The organism is Akkermansia sp. AE01SA01 (genome assembly GCF_036417395.1).
GTDB lineage: Bacteria > Verrucomicrobiota > Verrucomicrobiia > Verrucomicrobiales > Akkermansiaceae > Akkermansia.
Map to the genome: position 1 here is coordinate 73,250 of NZ_CP143890.1, position 17,447 is coordinate 90,696.

The 17,447-nt window shown below is 54.0% G+C and carries 18 protein-coding genes and 1 tRNA gene; 10 read left to right on the top strand and 9 right to left on the bottom strand.

The window, feature by feature from the left end; all coding sequences use genetic code 11:
• Positions 1–114: 114 nt before the first annotated feature.
• From V3C19_RS00290 to V3C19_RS00300, 3 genes are all read left to right on the top strand, one after another.
• Positions 115–642 (top strand): gamma carbonic anhydrase family protein, encoded by a 528-nt coding sequence (locus V3C19_RS00290; protein WP_231863845.1) that lies wholly within the window; start codon positions 115–117, stop codon positions 640–642.
• Between the two features lie 20 nt (positions 643–662).
• Positions 663–1,148 carry a bifunctional nuclease domain-containing protein gene (locus V3C19_RS00295; protein WP_130084104.1) on the top strand — a complete coding sequence of 162 codons (486 nt, stop codon included), beginning with the start codon at positions 663–665 and terminating at the stop codon, positions 1,146–1,148.
• A gap of 100 nt (positions 1,149–1,248) precedes the next feature.
• Positions 1,249–1,334, top strand: a tRNA-Tyr gene (locus V3C19_RS00300).
• Between the two features lie 97 nt (positions 1,335–1,431).
• Here the strand turns inward: V3C19_RS00300 and V3C19_RS00305 are convergent.
• Positions 1,432–1,716 (bottom strand): hypothetical protein, encoded by a 285-nt coding sequence (locus V3C19_RS00305; RefSeq protein WP_295932069.1) that lies wholly within the window; start codon positions 1,714–1,716, stop codon positions 1,432–1,434.
• Between the two features lie 149 nt (positions 1,717–1,865).
• Between V3C19_RS00305 and V3C19_RS00310 the strand changes: the two genes are divergently transcribed.
• The 3 genes from V3C19_RS00310 to V3C19_RS00320 all read left to right on the top strand — a co-directional run bounded on the left by V3C19_RS00310 (position 1,866) and on the right by V3C19_RS00320 (position 4,687).
• On the top strand, positions 1,866–3,731 hold the full coding sequence (locus tag V3C19_RS00310) for an SLC13 family permease (RefSeq protein ID WP_295932066.1): 1,866 nt from the start codon (positions 1,866–1,868) through the stop codon (positions 3,729–3,731).
• 116 nt (positions 3,732–3,847) lie between these two features.
• Complete coding sequence (locus V3C19_RS00315) at positions 3,848–4,087, top strand: hypothetical protein (RefSeq protein ID WP_130084107.1); 240 nt, start codon at positions 3,848–3,850, stop codon at positions 4,085–4,087.
• 87 nt (positions 4,088–4,174) lie between these two features.
• Entirely contained in the window at positions 4,175–4,687 is a 513-nt protein-coding gene (locus V3C19_RS00320; RefSeq protein WP_130084108.1) for a hypothetical protein, read from the top strand.
• Positions 4,688–4,729: 42 nt separating this feature from the next.
• Here V3C19_RS00320 and V3C19_RS00325 read toward each other — a convergent pair whose 3' ends face one another.
• The 6 genes from V3C19_RS00325 to V3C19_RS00350 all read right to left on the bottom strand — a co-directional run bounded on the left by V3C19_RS00325 (position 4,730) and on the right by V3C19_RS00350 (position 10,808).
• A complete protein-coding gene (locus V3C19_RS00325; RefSeq protein WP_149873349.1) occupies positions 4,730–5,761 on the bottom strand; it encodes a glycosyltransferase family 10 in 1,032 nt (343 codons plus the stop codon).
• Between the two features lie 151 nt (positions 5,762–5,912).
• A complete protein-coding gene (locus tag V3C19_RS00330) occupies positions 5,913–6,713 on the bottom strand; it encodes an SGNH hydrolase domain-containing protein (RefSeq protein WP_302389189.1) in 801 nt (266 codons plus the stop codon).
• Complete coding sequence (locus V3C19_RS00335; protein WP_302389192.1) at positions 6,659–7,987, bottom strand: acyltransferase; 1,329 nt, start codon at positions 7,985–7,987, stop codon at positions 6,659–6,661. Before V3C19_RS00335 ends, V3C19_RS00330 begins: the two co-directional genes overlap by 55 nt.
• A gap of 89 nt (positions 7,988–8,076) precedes the next feature.
• Positions 8,077–9,075: a glycosyltransferase family 10 gene (locus V3C19_RS00340; protein ID WP_130084111.1), complete on the bottom strand. Its 999-nt coding sequence runs from the start codon at positions 9,073–9,075 to the stop codon at positions 8,077–8,079.
• A gap of 680 nt (positions 9,076–9,755) precedes the next feature.
• Entirely contained in the window at positions 9,756–10,202 is a 447-nt protein-coding gene (locus tag V3C19_RS00345; protein ID WP_238623825.1) for a hypothetical protein, read from the bottom strand.
• Between the two features lie 60 nt (positions 10,203–10,262).
• The gene (locus V3C19_RS00350; protein WP_240042110.1) at positions 10,263–10,808 is read right to left on the bottom strand and encodes a hypothetical protein; all 546 of its coding nucleotides are present in this window, start codon (positions 10,806–10,808) and stop codon (positions 10,263–10,265) included.
• Between the two features lie 293 nt (positions 10,809–11,101).
• Here V3C19_RS00350 and V3C19_RS00355 point away from each other — a divergent pair, with 293 nt between their 5' ends.
• Positions 11,102–12,199, top strand: a complete 1,098-nt coding sequence (locus V3C19_RS00355) for a glycosyltransferase (RefSeq protein WP_302388229.1) — start codon at positions 11,102–11,104, stop codon at positions 12,197–12,199.
• A 72-nt stretch (positions 12,200–12,271) separates the two neighbouring features.
• On the opposite strand, the gene V3C19_RS00360 is transcribed toward V3C19_RS00355, so the two are convergent.
• Together V3C19_RS00360 and V3C19_RS00365 are read right to left on the bottom strand one after the other, a co-directional pair.
• A complete protein-coding gene (locus V3C19_RS00360) occupies positions 12,272–12,979 on the bottom strand; it encodes a hypothetical protein (RefSeq protein ID WP_330937118.1) in 708 nt (235 codons plus the stop codon).
• A gap of 48 nt (positions 12,980–13,027) precedes the next feature.
• A complete protein-coding gene (locus tag V3C19_RS00365) occupies positions 13,028–14,158 on the bottom strand; it encodes a glycosyltransferase (protein WP_130084115.1) in 1,131 nt (376 codons plus the stop codon).
• Positions 14,159–14,460: 302 nt separating this feature from the next.
• Between V3C19_RS00365 and rfaD the strand changes: the two genes are divergently transcribed.
• From rfaD to V3C19_RS00380, 3 genes are read left to right on the top strand one after another with little or no spacing between them, the layout of a single operon-like run.
• A complete protein-coding gene (rfaD, locus tag V3C19_RS00370) occupies positions 14,461–15,447 on the top strand; it encodes an ADP-glyceromanno-heptose 6-epimerase (protein ID WP_295932046.1) in 987 nt (328 codons plus the stop codon).
• Between the two features lie 20 nt (positions 15,448–15,467).
• Entirely contained in the window at positions 15,468–16,430 is a 963-nt protein-coding gene (locus tag V3C19_RS00375; protein ID WP_130084117.1) for a glycosyltransferase family 9 protein, read from the top strand.
• Positions 16,414–17,439 (top strand): glycosyltransferase family 2 protein, encoded by a 1,026-nt coding sequence (locus V3C19_RS00380; RefSeq protein WP_161981358.1) that lies wholly within the window; start codon positions 16,414–16,416, stop codon positions 17,437–17,439. Before V3C19_RS00375 ends, V3C19_RS00380 begins: the two co-directional genes overlap by 17 nt.
• Positions 17,440–17,447 lie beyond the last annotated feature (8 nt).

Consider the following 17,447-nt stretch of genomic DNA (forward strand, 5'->3'; position numbering starts at 1 on the left):
CGTTTCCGCCGGGAACGGAGGGCCGTCCTCTCTTGCCCCAGGTTGCGGCATATCCGGGGAATGAACGTTTTTAAGCTGGAATGCTGTCTTATCTTCAACTAATACATGTCCCATATGGCAAGAGAACCTTACGCGAACTTCTGGCCCAAAGTGGCGGATACCGCTTTTGTGGCGAACAGCGCCGATCTGATCGGCGATGTCACCATTGGAGAGCATGCCAGCATCTGGTACCATACCACCCTGCGTGCAGACATCAACAAGATCGTCATTGGAGACTATTCCAACATTCAGGACAATAGCTGCATCCACTTGGCGGACGATTACGGCTGCTATGTGGGCAATTACGTGACCGTGGGCCACGGAGTGATTCTGCATGCCTGCACGGTGGAGGACGAATGCCTCATCGGCATGGGGTCCACCATTCTGGACGGTGCGGTCATCGGCCGCGGGTCCGTGGTCGGCGCCAATTCCCTGGTGACCAAAGGCACGATTATTCCTCCCAATTCCCTGGTGCTGGGTTCTCCCGCCAAGGTGGTCAAGGACTTGGGACCGGAATCCCAGGCTAACAACCGCAAGTGGGCGGAAAAATACGTAAAGGTGGCTACCCGCTATACGGAGCGGGTCATCAATCCCGGTTTTTAATTTCCGAACTTTTGCCTGCCATGCCGGAAGAAAAGCTGATTACCGTGGAACCTTATGCGCTGCTCTATACACGGGCAGGCGCGGGGGTATGCCTGCGTGATCCGCTTACCGGCAAGGTAGGCGTCATTTTCATGGAGCTGCCGGACGGCATGGCCCTGGAACAGGCGCTGAAGGGGGAACGCCCGGCGAGGCCGGACACTTCCTCCCTGCTGGCGCACCTGCTCTCCGCCATGGAGTGCCGGGTCAGGCTGGTGTTGATTAACGGGCGCAAGGATGAAGTCTTTTATGCCCGGGTAGCGGTGGAAGCCGTCAATGAAGTTATGGAGAAGCTGGTGGAACTGGATTCCCGTCCGTCCGATGCCCTGATGATTGCCGCCCGCTTTGGGACCGGAATCAAGATCATTCCCGCGGTGTGGGAGAGCATGGAAAATATTTTCCCTCAGCTTGAACAACTGGAGACGGACTCCCTGGACAGCCGTGCTCCGGTATATGTGGCTGATTTGTAGGAAGGCCATGAGTTTTTGTTCCATCCGGAATCGGCTTAACTGAAAAAAAACTTGCCAAGCGCGGAGGAAGTCTATACATTCGGCCCACATCACTTCAAGTGGGTAGATTCCCGAGCGGTCAAAGGGGGCAGACTGTAAATCTGTTAGCATTCGCTTTCGAAGGTTCGAATCCTTCTCTACCCACCACTTTTTCTTTTTTCAAGCCTTGCATGAATGTAACAATGCAGGGTCTTTCCTTTTCTTCCTTCTCCTTCTTTTCCCGACTTTCACGGCGGTGATGGCTTCAAGAGGCTTCTTGAAGATACCCCCCTGGCAGAAGCAAGGATTTCCGCGGCAAATGTTGCCGTTTTCCAAAACCATCAGGTTTTTCCAGCAGGATGACATCTGCCGATTCCCTGGCGATGTTCACAGCGGTATCCACGGAGATCCCTGCATTCGAAGCTTTCATCGCAGCGACCTCATTAAAGCCGTCCGCCATGAATCCGCCGATATGTCGATTGTCCTTAGTGATTTTACAATCAGCTACTTTTAAAAGGGAAAAGTTTGGCAATGCTGCTCCGTGAAACATTCCGGAATGCCGGGTTTTTCAGCAAAACCGCTGCGATTCCGGCGGAAGGCCCAGGAGTATGCCGCATGGATGACTTCTGGGCTGGTCGACAAGGAGGGAACGGATATGTTAGAAAGGGCTCCCTTTTCCAACTGCTGCACTGATTTAATATGTTGACCACACTGATTATTCTGGGAGTCTCGGCCATTCTGTTTGTCCAGGGGAGAATTCGTTCGGATATTGTCGCCTTGTGCTCCCTGTTGTGCCTGATGGTGTTCGGAATTCTGGGCCCTGAGCAGGCTCTTTCCGGATTTTCCAACTCCATCGTCGTGATGATGGTGGGACTTTTTGTGGTGGGCGGCGCCATTTTCAGGACGGGACTTGCCAAAATGATAGGCGGCAGGATTGTGAAGATGGCCGGGAAAAGCGAACTGCGCCTGCTGGTGCTGACAATGCTCGTGACGGCGGGGATAGGCGCGTTTGTCAGTAATACGGGCACGGTGGCGCTGATGCTGCCCATTCTTGTGAGTCTGGCGGCGGACGGAGGGATTCAAACCCGCCGCCTTCTGATGCCCATGGCATTCGCCAGCAGCATGGGGGGCATGCTGACACTGATCGGCACGCCTCCCAACCTCGTGGTGAACAACCAGCTTCAGGAAGCCGGGCTGGAAGGGCTGGGCTTTTTTTCTTTCACTCCCATCGGCATCATGTGCATCGTCACGGGCGTTCTGGTTCTGATTCCCCTGAGCAGGAAGTTTTTGGGAGAACGCGGGGAGGAACCGCAATACGAGGCCAAAGGAAAATCCCTGAGCCAGTTGATAGACGAATACCAGATCATCGGCAACCTGTACCGGCTGCGCGTGCTGGAAGATTCCGAGTTAACGGAGCATCCCCTGCACGACCTGCATATTCCGGACCGCTACCATGTGAACATTGTGGAGGTGCGCCGCAGGCACTCCGCCCGCCATTCCTTCCTGCAGACGGTCAGCCAGACCATGGCGGGGTCCGATACGCGGGTGAGGAAGGCGGACGTGATTTACGTGATGGGGGAGTTTGAGGATGTGGACCGTTTTGCCCGGGATTTCGGAGCCGTGATGATCAACCGGAAGACGCCGGAAGATACGGATTCCGTACTCAGGAGCAAGTTGAAGTTTGATGAAATCGGCATTGCGGAGATGCTGCTGATGCGCAATTCCGACTTGATCAATACTCCGGTCAAGTCTTCCGGGCTCCGTGCCAAGTACGGCGTCAACATTCTGGCCATCCAGCGGGATAATCATTACCTTTTCCACAATTTGAAGGACGTAAAGCTCCAATATGGGGATACGCTTCTCATTCAGGGAACGTGGACGGACATCGCGCGTCTAAGCGAGAAAACGTTTGAATGGGTGGTGGTGGGCCAGCCCCTGGCGGAGGCTTCCAAGGTGACGCTGACGCACAAGGCGCCCCTGGCCGCGGGAATCATGATCCTGATGATCGTTGCCATGGTGTTCAATTGGGTTCCGGCCGTGGCCGCCGTTCTAATTGCCGCCGTCCTCATGGTGTTGTGCGGCTGCCTGCGCAACGTGCAGGAAGCGTACAAGACGATCAACTGGGAAAGCATCGTGCTCATTGCTGCCATGCTGCCCATGTCCCTGGCACTGGAAAAAACGGGGGCGTCGGAAGCCATTTCCCATGGCCTCGTGGCGGGGCTGGGAGGGTTTGGTTCCCTGGCCCTGCTGGCCGGCATTTATTTCACGGCGTCCCTGCTGACCATGTTCATTAGCAATACGGCTACGGCGGTGCTTCTGGCGCCCATTGCCGTGCAGTCCGCCGTGAGCATGGGAATCAGCCCCTATCCGCTGCTGCTGGCGGTTTCCGTGGGTACCAGCATGTGTTTCGCATCTCCCTTTTCCACGCCTCCCAATGCCCTGGTGATGCCGGTGGGAAAGTACACGTTCATGGATTACGTAAAGGTTGGCGTGCCGCTTCAGGTGATCATGGGACTGGTGATGATCGTCGTAATTCCCCTGTTTTTCCCGTTCGGCAAGGCGTAGGGTGTTCATGAACGGGGAAGTATGGCAGGGATTTTCCGTTTTTTGCGAGAAAAAGAGAGACAAGGCCGCGGTCCGGGAGTAAAACAGGAGTAGTTATAAAAGCCTTTCATTTTATTATGAAGAAGTATTTGTTTATTGCCGCTGCCGCCATGTTTGCCCTGCCGTCCATGGCTGCTGAAGACGCCCCAAAAAAAATGACCTCCGCAGAGAAGAAAGCCGCCATGCTGGAAAAATATGATACCAACAAGGACGGCAAGCTGGATGCGGAAGAGAAGGCCAAGATGAAGGAAGACCTGAAGAAGCAGAAGGAAGAGGAGCGGGAAGCCAGGAAGCACGGCTCCCGCAAGTCCGACTGATGTCTTTTCTTCTTTCATTCACAGGATTCCGTATGTGAACGGCCTGAAATATGTTCAGGCCGGAGGGGAACCGGGCTTTTTAGGACGATGAAATACGGCAAATGGAACAGATGGTGTGCCGGCGGCATGCTGGTTTTGCTGACCGCCTGTACGGCGGAGGAATGGGCGCAGTTTTCCAAGGAAATGGAGGAAAACCAGCGCGCCGCTGCCGAACGCCGCGCCACCTACCACAATATCAGCGTCCAGTGCTCTGATTGGGACATGAGGGATACGGCTATGGCCGGCCTGTCTGCCAAGGGTTTCCGGGTCATCTATCCCGGAGAGGGGAATTACGGGGCCATCGTTACCGTCGACAAGACGGCGGAAGAACATACCCTGATTCGCAAGGGCCTTTACTTTTTCCCTACTGCGGGGCCTGATACGCGGCCGGGATACAAGACAAAGGTCACGGTCACCGTGCATGATTTGAATGGCAGAAAGCTGGCGGAATACCAGGGGGAAAGTTCGCCCGGGGAGTCCTACCACCGTTCCGAGGCGGCGCGCTCCGCCTGCCGCAAGGCAATTTCCCGAATGCCTGCCAGCAGCTCCGTTTATTGGTAAAGGAACACGGCTTTTTGTAAAAAATTACAGCCGGGATCCGGGTTATGCCGGGGGACTGATTTTACGTTTTTTGCGGGACCGGATTTTGTAGGCCAGTGTGTCGATCAATTCCCGGACGGCATTGACCGGATTTTTCCGCAGGACGTGGCGCCCCTTCAGGACGGCTCCGGGCCGGACGATCCCTGTTCCGCGATGGTTATGGATGACCGTGGCTGTCTGGGCGAACATGTTGTATTTTTCCAGAACCAGGCAGCGTGCTTCCCGGATGGCGGGAAGGCGTTTTTCATATTCGCCGTCGTCCATGGCTTTGCGGATGATTTCAAAGGCTTTTCCGGGGTCGTTGATGGGTACTGGGATGAAACTTTCCGGCGGGAAGCATTCCGTGGCACGCGGATCTCCGGCATAGAAGGGGAGGGTCATGGCAACAAAGGCGTCCGAAAGCTTTTCCGTCCAGTGATGGGGCTCCAGATGGTTTTCCACGCACAGGTGGTACTTGTAGTCGTCCATGGCGACGGTCTTGTTGTCTATTTCCCGAATGCCGTGCCCGAACCAGTCCAGCTCAGGCAGCCTGTCCGCCAGGTAGCGCGTAAGGTCGTAGCGCATTTTGTGCATCGTGTGCGTGTGCTGCTTGGCGGAACAGATGGTGGAAAGCATTTTGGTCTTGGGGAATTCCTTTTGATCCAGGATTTCCTGCATGGGTTTGATATAAAGCCATTCCAGGCAACCCCGGCCCAGCGTGTGGTTGGGGTGGGGAAGGTCTGTTGGGGAATGCGTGGTCAGGACGGTGCCGAACTGGCGAGTGTATGCACGGCTGTATATCTTGATGGATGGCGGTTCCACCGTGATCAGAATGGTTTGGTCCGGCGGACAGAGCAGGGGTTCCGTTTCATTCCTGATGGTGCCGATGTCATGTCTTGGAAATTCGTCGTACACCAGCACCCAGTCGTAGTCCGTCATGGCGGCATCCGTGCAGAATAGGCAGCCGTCCCACAGCAGGGAGTCGGTTTCATCGGGAGAGGCCTTGGTGGATTTTCTGATGACCTTGATGCGTATGGGGCTGCTGGAATCCTGCATATGGAGCTGGTGTTGAAGAAGACGGCCGGGAAGGCCGCCGGATTTCCGGAACACGGAGGAGGCGTGGAGCGCTACCGTGCCCGTAGTGTAGGGGGAGCACCTGCCTTGTCAATGCCAAAGGGCCTGCCCTTTTTCCACGAATGGCGGCAGGTTAGTTGGATGCCGTGTTCTCCCATTCCGGGAAAAGACGGTCAATGACGCTGGCGACCATTTTCCTGGAGCCGTAGGGCGAGAGATGGTTGTCGTCACAGTACAGCAGGTGGCCTTCTTCCTGCTCCATCCATTGTCCGTTTTTATGAAAGGCTTCATGGAGCAGGACTACTCGGCACAGTCCGGTTTCAGCCATGTGTCCAAGCATCGTGAAGACGGGACGCTGGCGGGTATTGAAGTCTCCGCCCAGCAGGCGGTCTGACCGGTTGGAATTCAGCAACGCGTTGCGGCGCATGAGTTTGCATGGCCCGAATGTCCATTCCGGCACGGGACCCAGCAGCACGACCTGCCTGCCCGACTGGCGGATGCGTTTGCAGGTATTGTACAGGCCCTGGAAGACGAGCTGCTTCATCTGTTCATCCCGCTGGTCGTTGACAAGCTCGATCCAGCGGTTATGGATAAACACGGTGCGAATATGGGGAGTGTGTTCCAGCCAGTCCAGGATCAGGTTCATGTTGTGTTCCCAATGCGGGTACATGAGCCGCAGCTGGGCCAGTGCACCGCTTTCTGAAGAGTTGGAAATGCCGCTCAAAGGGCATAGACGGGCACGGAAAAAGAGGCCGGATTTGTGCAGAAGCCTGGCGGCGGAGTCGAACCCCGGAGAACTGGCCATGGCATGGCTGTCTCCGATCAAAAGAAAAGCCGGTGCGAGGTCCTCCCTGCCGAGACTGACAAGGGGATATCCGGTTACGTCGCCGAGCTCCGGGTGATGGGACTGGATGAGGTTTCCCTTTTCCACCACGGCCTTGTCCGGCGGCGTGATGCCGAACGAGGGGGGAAGGCCTGTCCGCGCCAGTATTCCGGAAACGGCATGTTGTTGATCGCCACATGCCAGTAGTTGCGGGCGCCGTCCGTCCATTTGAGCCATTCCCCGGCAAAACCAAGCATGCAGCAGCCGACCGTAGTGAAGACGAAAGCGTTTTTGCGCGTCCAGAACGCGGGTGCCGTTCTGAAGGGCATTTCAACGAATTTCCAAGAGAGGTAGGCCAGGGCGAGGGAGGCGAGAAACATTCCCGCATAATCCCATACGCCGCACTCGTTGAAACGGCAGTAGGTCCAGTAAACGATGACAGGCCAGTGCCACAAATACAGGGAATAGGAGATTTTACCGATACCCGTGCAGACGGGATGTTTCAGAATGCGCCCGGACCAGCCGTCACTGCCGTAGCGTATCAGGAGTACGGCCCCGGCAACGGAAGGCAGTGCGGTATAGCCGGGAAAGAGGGTGGAGGAGGTATAACAGGCAAAGGGAGCGAGGATTCCGGTCCATCCTGCCAGGGCCAGCAGCCCTTTTCCCCGCGTTTTGTCCGCCACGGCGGGAGCCAGGGCGAGCAGGCAGCCGGCCAGAAGCTCCCAGGCACGGCCGGGAAGCAGGTAAAAGGCCTTGCTTTGCTCTACCATGTCCATTTGGTAGGCAGCTATGCACAGGGAAAGAAGCATGGTTCCGCAGACGGCGGCCATTAGGGCGGAACGCCGGGTTTTCCACATGAACAGGAGGGCCAGCGGGATGACGAGGTAGAATTGTTCTTCCACGCTCAGCGACCACAGATTCAGCAGGGGGTTTTCCTCCGTGGCCGGGCTGAAATAATCTCCTGTGGTTCTGTTGAAATAAATGTTGGTGATGAAGAGCGTGCTTGATCTAACTGTTCGGCCCAGGGAACGCAGGTCGTCGCAGTCCAGGACAAAGCAGCCGAAGGCCAGCACCACCGCAATGAGGCAGAAGTAGGCAGGCATGATGCGCTTGATTCTGCGGCAGTAAAAGGAAGTCAGGGAAAAGGAGTTTTCTTTCAGACTGCGAACAAGGCCCCCGCCGATCAAATAGCCGGAAATGACAAAAAAGATGTCCACCCCAGTGTAGCCGCCCGGGCACAGCCATTCCTGCAAGTGGTACAGGACGACGGAGAGTACGGCGAATGTCCGCAGGCCGTCGATGTGGGGAAAGTATGTTCCGTGAATGAAGTTTCCGCCCTGCCGGGAAGAAGGTGAACAAAAGTTTTCAGAGATGCATTTGTCCATAAGGGTGAAAGGCGCGTAAAGTCAGGAGGGATAGCAGGAAGGAATGAAAAGGCTGTTTGCAGAGAGTCCGCGTCGTGTATGGCTCTTCGTTATTGATGGAGGCGGGATTTCAGGCTGTGCCAGGCCAGGCGCCCTTTGTGGCCGCGTTTCAGAAAACGCTGATAATAGGAGATCCATGTACCGTCACCCTTGCGGTGCGCTTCTTCCGGCGCCTGGTCGAAAATCCTGTAGAGCTTTTCCGTTTCCCGTGCCGTTTCTTCCAGAAACAGGATTTCCTGTTCCGGTGTTTTCCAGGGGCGGGACATGATTTCACACCAGAGGCCGTTGTCCTCATCCACCTTTTTTACATAGGCCACTGCGTCGTCCAGCGTGGGAAAGTCATGGCAGTTGATGAAGGAGGAGGAGTTGAATTCCCTGCCAATGTCAGGATTGCCCCAGTAAATGGGGATGGTGCCGGCAAGCATGCTGGTGACGAGTTTTTCGCTGGTATAGCCGGGGTACCAGGCATTTTCAAAGGCAATGGAGAATTTGTACGGTTTTTTCATCCGGATGGATGAGGCGTACCAGTCTCCCGTCCGGAGGCCGTCGCCCGGCGTGTTGTTGAGATGGCTTCCCAGGGAATTGACGAATTTATAGCTGGAAAGCTTGTGGAACATGGCGTCCCGGTTGGGGTGGGATTTCCGGTTGGCGTAAATGAAATTGCAGAAGCCGGTTTTGGCGGCGAGAAGGTTTTCCGCATTCAGTCCTTTCTTGGCCCCGTGCACTTCCTGAAGGTGGTGCCGCAGGCTGGGGAGTTTTACGGTGCGTTCGCTGGCGGGGATGGCGTCCACCCCTATGTAATAGTCAAACAGCATGAAGTCCGGAGCAATGGCTTCATGACAGCCGTACATGATGGTGAGATGGCCGGGCGAGCGCTCCAGGAAGTCGTAAAACGCTTCACGATTGACGTAAAACCACGGTGTGGCAATCAGGTAATCAAAGTCGGAATCGCTTTCCTCTATATGGTATCTGTCTTCCAGAAGGTGCCGGATGCCTTCCTTCCCGAAGTCCGGTGTGGATTGCAAAAAGGAGATTTTAAGCGTTTTCATGAATGGGAAGGGCAGGCTCCGACCAGTGTAGGCGGCATGTCTTCCGTGTCAATGCCAAAGGGCCGTTTTTCTCCGGAGCAACCGTTCGTAGCGGTTGGCCAGCTGCTGGACAGCTGCAGGTGAATGTCCCTATGGCCGCAGCGATCCAGTTCCTCCATAACGGAAGGAATGAAGGCCTCTTTTGTCGGACTACGAATCCGGTAGTGCCGCGGGTGATGACGAACGCCCGGATTACCTTGCATGTTCAGGACATTCAGTGAGAAAGGAAGAGCCCTTCTCCTGCCAGGCAACAGGAATTCAACGCCGCATGCCAGTTGGCGGCACTGGGCGCCTCACGTTCTTCTGGCGGCAAAATAGCTTTCATCACTCTTAACACTTTCTTGATCAAAATGAGCTTTACTTTCACAGATCTCAGAGAACCTTTCGCGCAAAAGTATCAATGCATGATTGACGGTTTTTCAGTTTAAGATTGTCAAAGGTGTTGTTTTTAAAGCATTCCTATCAAGCGAGAACAAACGAATGCGCCTCTAAACTTCTTCTCTGAAAAGCGGGAACGGTAAAAATATTTGATTAGATGCGATTCTCCGACTCTTAACTAGGCGGGATTCTAAAATTTTTAGAATAAATGGATGATTATTGATTTTGCTATCATAAATTATACTATTTTTATTTTTGTTAAATCATTTATTTTCAAAAATTAAAATTGACACCGAATTCGTAGTTCCGTAGATTTTGCCCTCGGGATGACCATCAGTAGAAAAGATCATATAGCCGTTATTTTTTCTGTGAATGAAGGTTGGGCTCCTTATGTCGGCGTAGCCATCCATTCCCTGTGCCGCAGAAGCGATCCGGGGTATTCCTATGATTTGTGGATCATGCATGACGGAATGAGCAGAGAGAAGATGGAATGCCTGTCTTCCCTTGTAGATTCTTTTTCTCATATAACTTTGAATTTTAAATCCATGGTTAAAATCAGGGAAGAAAAGATGAATGCCAGGAATTTGCATGGGGTGGCATGTTCCATTTATTACAGGTTGTGGCTGGCTACTTTGTTTCCCGAATATGACAGGATGATCTACTTGGATGTAGATGTGTTGTTGAATGCGGACATTGCGGAATTGTACCATACGGATCTTAACGGTTGCCTCATCGGCGCGGTAACGGATATTTCCGTTTTGAAATTTCTATCATCGGGGGAAGCTGCTTTGAATCCCAACAGGCAGCTTCTTGAGGAGCTGGGCATTCGGGATATCAGGCGGTATTTTAATAGCGGAGTACTGGTCCTGGATTTGAAGGGAATCAGGGAACAAGGGAAGGAAGCCGTGTTGATGGAGCTGTTCAACCGTGAAACGTTCTTCAATCACGACCAGGATATCCTGAACATTGCTTTTTATGGTTCCTGCAAACATTTGCCAGTGGAATGGAATTTCCAGTTTGAGCCTTATTTGAAGGGGGATCCGGATGAAGCCTCGTGGAGGGGGACGGAATTTGCCGATATTTTCCGCATCCATGAAGAAAGGTCCTGGAAAATCCTTCATTTGATTGAGAGTAAGCCTTGGGATGTGCATTCCAGAGTGGCTGCCCACGTTGTGCATGGAGCCGTGTGGTGGGAGGAAGCTTTTGACATGCCGGTTTTCCAGCTGCATTTCAGAAGGGTGTTTTGCCAGTCTCTGGAAGCCACTCGGAAAAAACTGCGCAGTCATCAGTGGAAAATGTGGTGTTCCTTGGGCCATGTCCGGACCAAGCGGAAGCAGAGAATAACCCTGTGGAGGGATTATTTAAACATGCTGGAGTATTTGGCGCAAAAACATGAGTTGCGGTATTATTGAAATCAGGACATAGGATACGCGTCATGGAATTTCCCTTCAAGGTGGCACAGATTTCCCATAATGTTTCGGAAAGTTCGATGCCATATCGGTTGAACGACGCTTTGAACCGGCACGCAGAGGGAACGGATTCCCATCTTCTCCTCCGGAGAGCGGGGAATGGGATTGGAAAGGAAATAAGAAGATCCTGCTACCGGAGGATGCAGGATTCCGCCAAGCGGTGGATAGCCCGCGGCATGTGCCGCTTGACAGTGCCTTACGATCGCAATACTCCTTTTTACAGTGTTTTGGGCATGGGGTTCAGTGTAGATCAAATGGAGGAGGCTGACATCGTTAATCTTCATTGGATAGCCGGACGCACTCTGGATTTCAGCCGTCTTCATTTGATTGGCAGGCCCCTCGTGTATACGCTTCACGACACCATGCCTGTTACAGGCGGCTGCCATGGGGAAATGGGATGCCTCCTTTACCGGAATAGCTGCAGGGGAGATTGCCCTCGCCTCGGGCATATTTTAGGCTGTGGGAGCTGGCCGGGGTGGTTATTCCGCAAGAAGAAGGAATATTTTGCCAGGATACCTGATTTAACCATTGTCACGCCATCCAAGTGGTTGTTGGATATGGCCAGGGAGAGCCGAATGTTTGAGGGCAGGCGCTTGGTGCATATTTTTAACCCGGTGGATACGTCCGTCTTTATTCCGCCCGTGAATAAGGCGGAAGCGAAGAAGCGTCTGGACGTGCCGGAAAATTCTTTTGTCATTGCCTTTGGAGCTGTCAACCTGCAAGACCCTTTCAAAGGCGGAGAGTATGTGATGCCGATTTTACGGGAATTATACAGGCAGGGGGCACGCCATATTCACTTATTGATTTTTGGAAATGACGATTCCAGTACAGAATGGCCTTATCCATGTACAAGGATGGGATTTCTCGCGGACATGGGAAAGCTGGCCCAGGTTTATCAGGGTGCTGATATGTTTTTGAATCCAACCAAGCAGGACAGCCTTTCTTACGTGAGTCTGGAAGCCATGAGTTGCGGGGTCCCTTCCGTCAGTTTCCGGACGGGAGGAGTGCCTGAGGTCTGTTTGGATGGGAAAACCGGATTGATTGCAGACCAGTTTGATATTGACCGGATGGCTGCCCATTGCCTGCTTTTATATAACGACAACCAGTTGTTGAAACGCCTGGGCCATGCCGGAAGGGAGTATGCGGAGAGAGAGTTTTCCTATCCTGTGATTGCGTCCCGTTATGCGAGTCTGTATAGGGAGATACTGGCGACCGGCTGTTCCGGAAACATCCGTTAACCTGTTTTGCGGAAGAGGCGTCTCCACAGGTTCCCGCAGGTTTTTTGTGTTGGGGAAACGCTGATGTCCCGCCTATCCTGGAATGGAAACAAGGCCAGTCGGTCCCAGTCTTCCGCATAAGTCTCCGAACAGGGAAGGGCAGTAACGCCGCGCAGTTTGCACAGGATGGAAAAAATGCTTTGGTCGTACCGGTTTTCTACGAATTCCTCCAGATTGGGAGAGACAGAGGGGGAGTTGTCCACCAGATTCAGATGGTTGTAAAAGATATGGAGCCAGTCCCGGATCAATTCTACCGCCCTGGGGCTTTTTTTTGATGAAGACATGTCCGGCCGCGATTTGTTGGCTATGCGTGATGCGGGTATTTTCCGGAGAGATGGAGAAATGGCGGAAGATGTCCCCCTTGGTCCATTTGTATTCAGGCTGTCCATTGTAAAATGCCAGCATGCCATTGTTGTCCCGGTCCAGAATGTCCACATATTCCCGGAAGCGTTTCATGCCTGCCGGATTGATGTGGCAGCCGGCATCCAGATACAGGAGACGGTCCCCATCCTTCATTTTCTGCAGGGCGTGGCTGATGATCCACGGTTTCCAGGACCAGTAGCCGAATCCCTTGCAGGAGGGAGTCAGGTATTTGCCCATGCGGCTGGTGAATTCCGGGAGAAGGTCGTGTTCCGTGAACGACGTGGTTTCATCGAAAAACTCCAGGGCCTCCGCCTGCCGGCACAGACGGTTCAGGGAGTCCGTCATGCGGGAGTCTGCGAATGAAATAAAATGGTTCATCAAGCGGGAAGTTGATGTGCTGTGTTATATAGGGAAGGTGGAGGAGTGTCAATCAGGCCTTTGCGGAGAGGCTGTCGGGAGTCCGGAGAAGGAGCGGGTATCAGAGAGGTAGGTGGAAAGGACCCGTTTGCAGGAATAATACCTGCCCTTCTGTCCCGGCAGGCAGGACCCGGCCAGCAGCAAAATGCGGCTGAAGCCGTTGGAAGGAGGAGGTACTGAATTGAGCAGATCGGCCAGTTGCCTGTCTCGTCCGGAAAGGGTGGAGAAAAAGAGATCGCCTCCGGCCTGCCGGTAGAATTCATGCCACCATGCCAGAATGATCCGCTTCTGCGGAGGAGTCATGCGGTTGAAGAGCGGATGCTTGGAGATGAAAAAGGGCTTGAGTTTCCGCACGCCGTAGGCAAACAGGCCGGCGTTTAACCAGCCGCGTGCCTTCCAATAGTCCACGATGTACAGCAGCCTTCGGAATTCCTGGACGCATTGGGAGTGGGGAATGTCGTCGCAGTGTCTGGAAAGGGAGTCCCGGCGCATCAGGCGGTAATAATACAGGCAGTCCGGAATGAACAGAAGGCGTGAAGCATGGGGAAGGACTGTCAGGCGGAATGTTTCATCTTCTCCTCCACATTTCAGATCGGCGTGGAACCGGAGGCTGTGCGTTTCCAGCATGCTTCTCCGGAACAACTTGCTCCATACGCAGATATCCATCTTTCCCCAGACGGAATCCCGGAAGAAGTTGGCGGGAGACGCATCCGATTCAAAGTTCCATGCGGGCGATCTTCTTCTGGAGACGATCAGCTCAGCCGTGGTATCGGAAAAAACATGATTTCCGCATTCCACCACGTCGGCATCATGTTCCAGCGCTCCGGAAAGAAGGCGCCCGTACATTTCAGGGTCCGCATAGTCGTCCGGGTCCGCAAAACCTACGTACAGTCCCCGCGCCGCATCCAGCCCCGCATTCCGTGCGGTGGAAACGCCTGCATTGGATTGGTTCAGAAGGATGATTCTGTCATCCTTCGCCTGCCACCGGAGCAGGCAGTTCCATGTGTTGTCCGTGGAACCGTCATTAATGCAGATAATTTCTATGCTGCGAAGAGTTTGCCGGGTCAGGCTTTCCAGGCAGACATCTATGTAAGCGGCTACATTATAGCAGGGAACGATAATGGAGACGTCAGGAGGCATAAAGAGGCTTCTTATGGGTAACGGATTTATAGTCCGTGGTCAATGGTAATTTTGGGAAAGCAGGTCATTGAAGAATTTCCCAACGAGGAGGAGCGTGTCCGGGAGCCGGGACAAAAGTATGATAAGTATGCTGAGGCGGTTTCATTCCCATGGATTTCCATCTTGTCCGGATAGGAGTTGGAGTACCCGAACCGTAAATTTGTTGAAAAGTCGCGTTCCGGGACATTTCAAATGGCAGTTGCCTAGCACAGGGAGGCTGTGGTAAAAGAAGGCGGTACAACTTCTTTATCTATTTTTCTGTTATGATTATTGTCACAGGCGGAGCCGGATTCATCGGTTCAAATATTGTCGCAGCCCTGGAGAAGGCCGGCAAAAAAGATATTGTCGTGGTGGATACGCTGGGCTCCTCCGACAAATGGAAGAACATAGCCAAACGGGAGTTGTGCGCGGTGGTGCCCCCGGAAGACATGTTCGATTACATGGAAGCGCACGCGGAAGAAATTGAGGCCGTCATTCACATGGGCGCGATTTCCGCGACGACGGAAACGGATGCGGATCTGATTATCCGGACGAATTTTACATTGAGCTGGTACTTGTGGGAATTCTGCACCTTGTACGGGAAGCAGTTCATTTATGCCTCCTCCGCGGCCACTTACGGGGACGGCTCCATGGGGTTTGACGACAATCCGTCCTTGGAGCATGTCAATGCGCTGCGGCCGTTGAACGCCTACGGATGGAGCAAGGCCCTGTTTGACCGGAAGGTGGCCAGGGAAGTGCGGGAAGGGCGCACGGTCCCTCTCCAGTATGCCGGCCTCAAGTTTTTCAACGTGTACGGTCCCAATGAGTACCACAAGGGCGGCCAGAAGAGTGTGGTGGCCCACATTTTCCCCCAAGTAAAAGTAAATGAGACGGTCAAGCTGTTCAAGTCCTATCATCCCGACTACAGGGACGGCTGGCAGCTCCGGGACTTCGTGTGGGTGGGGGACTGCGTGGATGTGGTTCTCTGGCTGCTGGGCCATCCGGAAGTGAGCGGCCTGTTCAATGTGGGCTCCGGGGAGGCACGTTCGTTTTACGATCTGGCCAAGGCGGTGTTCAATGCCCTGGGCCTTCAGGAAAAAATCGGCTACCGGGAAATGCCTGAGGAACTCAAGGGCAAATACCAGTATTACACGCAGGCTGACCTTTCCCGGCTGCGCACCGCCGGATATTCGGCTCCCATGACTTCTCTGGAAGACGGCGTGCGGCAGTACGTGCAGAAGTATCTGGACCGGGAGGACAGCTACGTTTAACCCCGGATTGTTTTTCATTCATGCCTGCGCAACGCATTCTGATCATCAAGCACGGGGCCCTGGGCGACGTGGTGCTGGCCATGGGGACGATGAAACGTCTCCGGGAGCTTCATCCGGAGGCCCGCATCACCCTGATGACGATGGGAATGTTCGTCCCGATGGCGAAGCAGCTGGGCGTGTTTGACGATTTCATCGTGGATGACCGGGTTCCGTACTGGAAGCTGGGTGCCACCTGGGCGGCCATCCGTTCCATCGTTAAGGGAAATTTTGACGTGGTATATGACCTCCAGGAATCCTCCCGAACCAGGAAACGCTATTATCCGGCCATCCGCTTTCTGCTCAACCGCGATATGGATTGGGTGGCCTGCAATTCCGGAGAACGCCGCAGATTGTTGAAAAACGGAGGGTTTCGTCTGGGGAAGGTGGAAAGGGAGCCGTATCGGCTGGAGCGCGTCCTGACGGATTTATCCTTCATGCACGGGGAGGGCCGGCATTTTGACGAACTTCCGGAACGGTATGTGCTGATGATTCCGGGGTGTTCCCCCTCACATCCCTACAAACGCTGGCCCGTGGAGAATTTCTGCTCCCTGGCGCGGCGTCTGGCGGAGCGGGGCATAGCGTCCGTAGTGATTGGCACCAGGGCGGAAGCCGAGGAAGTGGAGGCCATCGCCTCCAGTTCTCCGCTGGCTGTCAGTTTTCTGGGCAAGTCCTCTCTGATGGATATTCCTCAGATGGCGTTGCGCTCCCTGGCCTGTGTGGGCAATGATACGGGCCCTACGCATATGTGCGCCTATTCCGGAGTACCCGTAACGGCCATTTTCTGCCACCGGACGCGCAAGTCCGCCATCACGGCCTGCCGTATCACGAACCTGATTTCCCCGGGAAGCATTGAGGAAATCACGGTGGACCAAGTGTGGTCCACGCTGGTACCCTATTTGTCCCTGAATCTTTCCGGAAAGAATGGCCATGACGCATCCTGTTAAAATTTCCGTTATCGTGCCCGTTTACAATGTGGCTTCCTATGTGTCTGCGTGTTTGCAGAGTCTTTGCAGCCAGTCTTTCACGGATTTGGAAATTATCTGTGTGGATGACGCTTCCACGGACGCGTCCCTGTCCATTCTTGAGGAATGGAAGGAACGGGACCCTCGCGTCAAGGTAGTCAGCGCTCCTTCTAACGGAGGGCTTTCCCGTACGCGCAACTTGGCGATGAAGCATGCGGAGGGTGAGTTCCTTCTCCTGGTGGATTCCGACGACTGGATGGAACCGGACGCTTTAAGAGAGATGTACGAAACGGCGTGCGCCTGTTCTGCGGACCGGGTGGTGTGCGGTTACCGCTATTTTTATGAGGATGAGCCGGAGAAGAAAGATTTCTATTTGCCAAAAGACGTAGCGGAACCGGACGCGAGCTGGATCCCCTGTACTCCGTCCACCATTGGAAAGGTTCACCATGGCGCCAATGGCATGATGGTGCGGCGTTCCGTTGTGGAACAATACGGAACACAGTTTCCGGAAGGATTTTTATGTGAGGATATTTATTTTCATTACCTCACGTTTCCATTCTGCAAACGTGCCTGTGTCGTGCGCAAGCCGTTGTACGTCTATCGCAAGCGGAGTGGTTCCATTACGGACGAATTTGCTTCTGGTTGTTCCGTGAAGTCCTTGGATTATGTGAAAGTGGCGTTATTAGTTTTAAAGGAATGGAAAGAGAAAGGTTTGCTGGAGGAGTACCGGACGGCTTTTCTAAGGTTGTTGGTGATGTGCGTGCGCAATGTACGCAAGTATGCGCCTCATTCCGAGCAGGAAGATGTTACCCGGACAGTGTGTCGCGTACTCCGTGAAGAAGGCCTGTACCGTCCGGAAGAAGATGACAGCTGCCTGACCGCCACGGAAGCCAAATTGCTGAAATCCTGGCTGGCCGGGAAGTCCGGCCTGGGCTTTTCCTATTATTGGAAGAAGATGCGCAAGAGAGTGCCTCAACTGTTCCGCCATTGACCCTACCC

Excerpts from the sequence above, each read along its gene's own strand:
- V3C19_RS00290 (WP_231863845.1), top strand. The coding sequence starts at position 115 with ATGGCAAGAGAACCTTACGCGAACTTCTGGCCCAAAGTGGCGGATACC.
- V3C19_RS00295 (WP_130084104.1), top strand. The coding sequence starts at position 663 with ATGCCGGAAGAAAAGCTGATTACCGTGGAACCTTATGCGCTGCTCTAT.
- V3C19_RS00305 (WP_295932069.1), bottom strand. The coding sequence starts at position 1,716 with ATGTTTCACGGAGCAGCATTGCCAAACTTTTCCCTTTTAAAAGTAGCT.
- V3C19_RS00310 (WP_295932066.1), top strand. The coding sequence starts at position 1,866 with ATGTTGACCACACTGATTATTCTGGGAGTCTCGGCCATTCTGTTTGTC.
- V3C19_RS00315 (WP_130084107.1), top strand. The coding sequence starts at position 3,848 with ATGAAGAAGTATTTGTTTATTGCCGCTGCCGCCATGTTTGCCCTGCCG.
- V3C19_RS00320 (WP_130084108.1), top strand. The coding sequence starts at position 4,175 with ATGAAATACGGCAAATGGAACAGATGGTGTGCCGGCGGCATGCTGGTT.
- V3C19_RS00325 (WP_149873349.1), bottom strand. The coding sequence starts at position 5,761 with ATGCAGGATTCCAGCAGCCCCATACGCATCAAGGTCATCAGAAAATCC.
- V3C19_RS00335 (WP_302389192.1), bottom strand. The coding sequence starts at position 7,987 with ATGGACAAATGCATCTCTGAAAACTTTTGTTCACCTTCTTCCCGGCAG.
- V3C19_RS00340 (WP_130084111.1), bottom strand. The coding sequence starts at position 9,075 with ATGAAAACGCTTAAAATCTCCTTTTTGCAATCCACACCGGACTTCGGG.
- V3C19_RS00345 (WP_238623825.1), bottom strand. The coding sequence starts at position 10,202 with ATGGTACAATTCCGCAATGTCCGCATTCAACAACACATCTACATCCAA.
- V3C19_RS00350 (WP_240042110.1), bottom strand. The coding sequence starts at position 10,808 with ATGGCCCAAGGAACACCACATTTTCCACTGATGACTGCGCAGTTTTTT.
- V3C19_RS00355 (WP_302388229.1), top strand. The coding sequence starts at position 11,102 with ATGCAGGATTCCGCCAAGCGGTGGATAGCCCGCGGCATGTGCCGCTTG.
- V3C19_RS00360 (WP_330937118.1), bottom strand. The coding sequence starts at position 12,979 with ATGAACCATTTTATTTCATTCGCAGACTCCCGCATGACGGACTCCCTG.
- V3C19_RS00365 (WP_130084115.1), bottom strand. The coding sequence starts at position 14,158 with ATGCCTCCTGACGTCTCCATTATCGTTCCCTGCTATAATGTAGCCGCT.
- rfaD (WP_295932046.1), top strand. The coding sequence starts at position 14,461 with ATGATTATTGTCACAGGCGGAGCCGGATTCATCGGTTCAAATATTGTC.
- V3C19_RS00375 (WP_130084117.1), top strand. The coding sequence starts at position 15,468 with ATGCCTGCGCAACGCATTCTGATCATCAAGCACGGGGCCCTGGGCGAC.
- V3C19_RS00380 (WP_161981358.1), top strand. The coding sequence starts at position 16,414 with ATGACGCATCCTGTTAAAATTTCCGTTATCGTGCCCGTTTACAATGTG.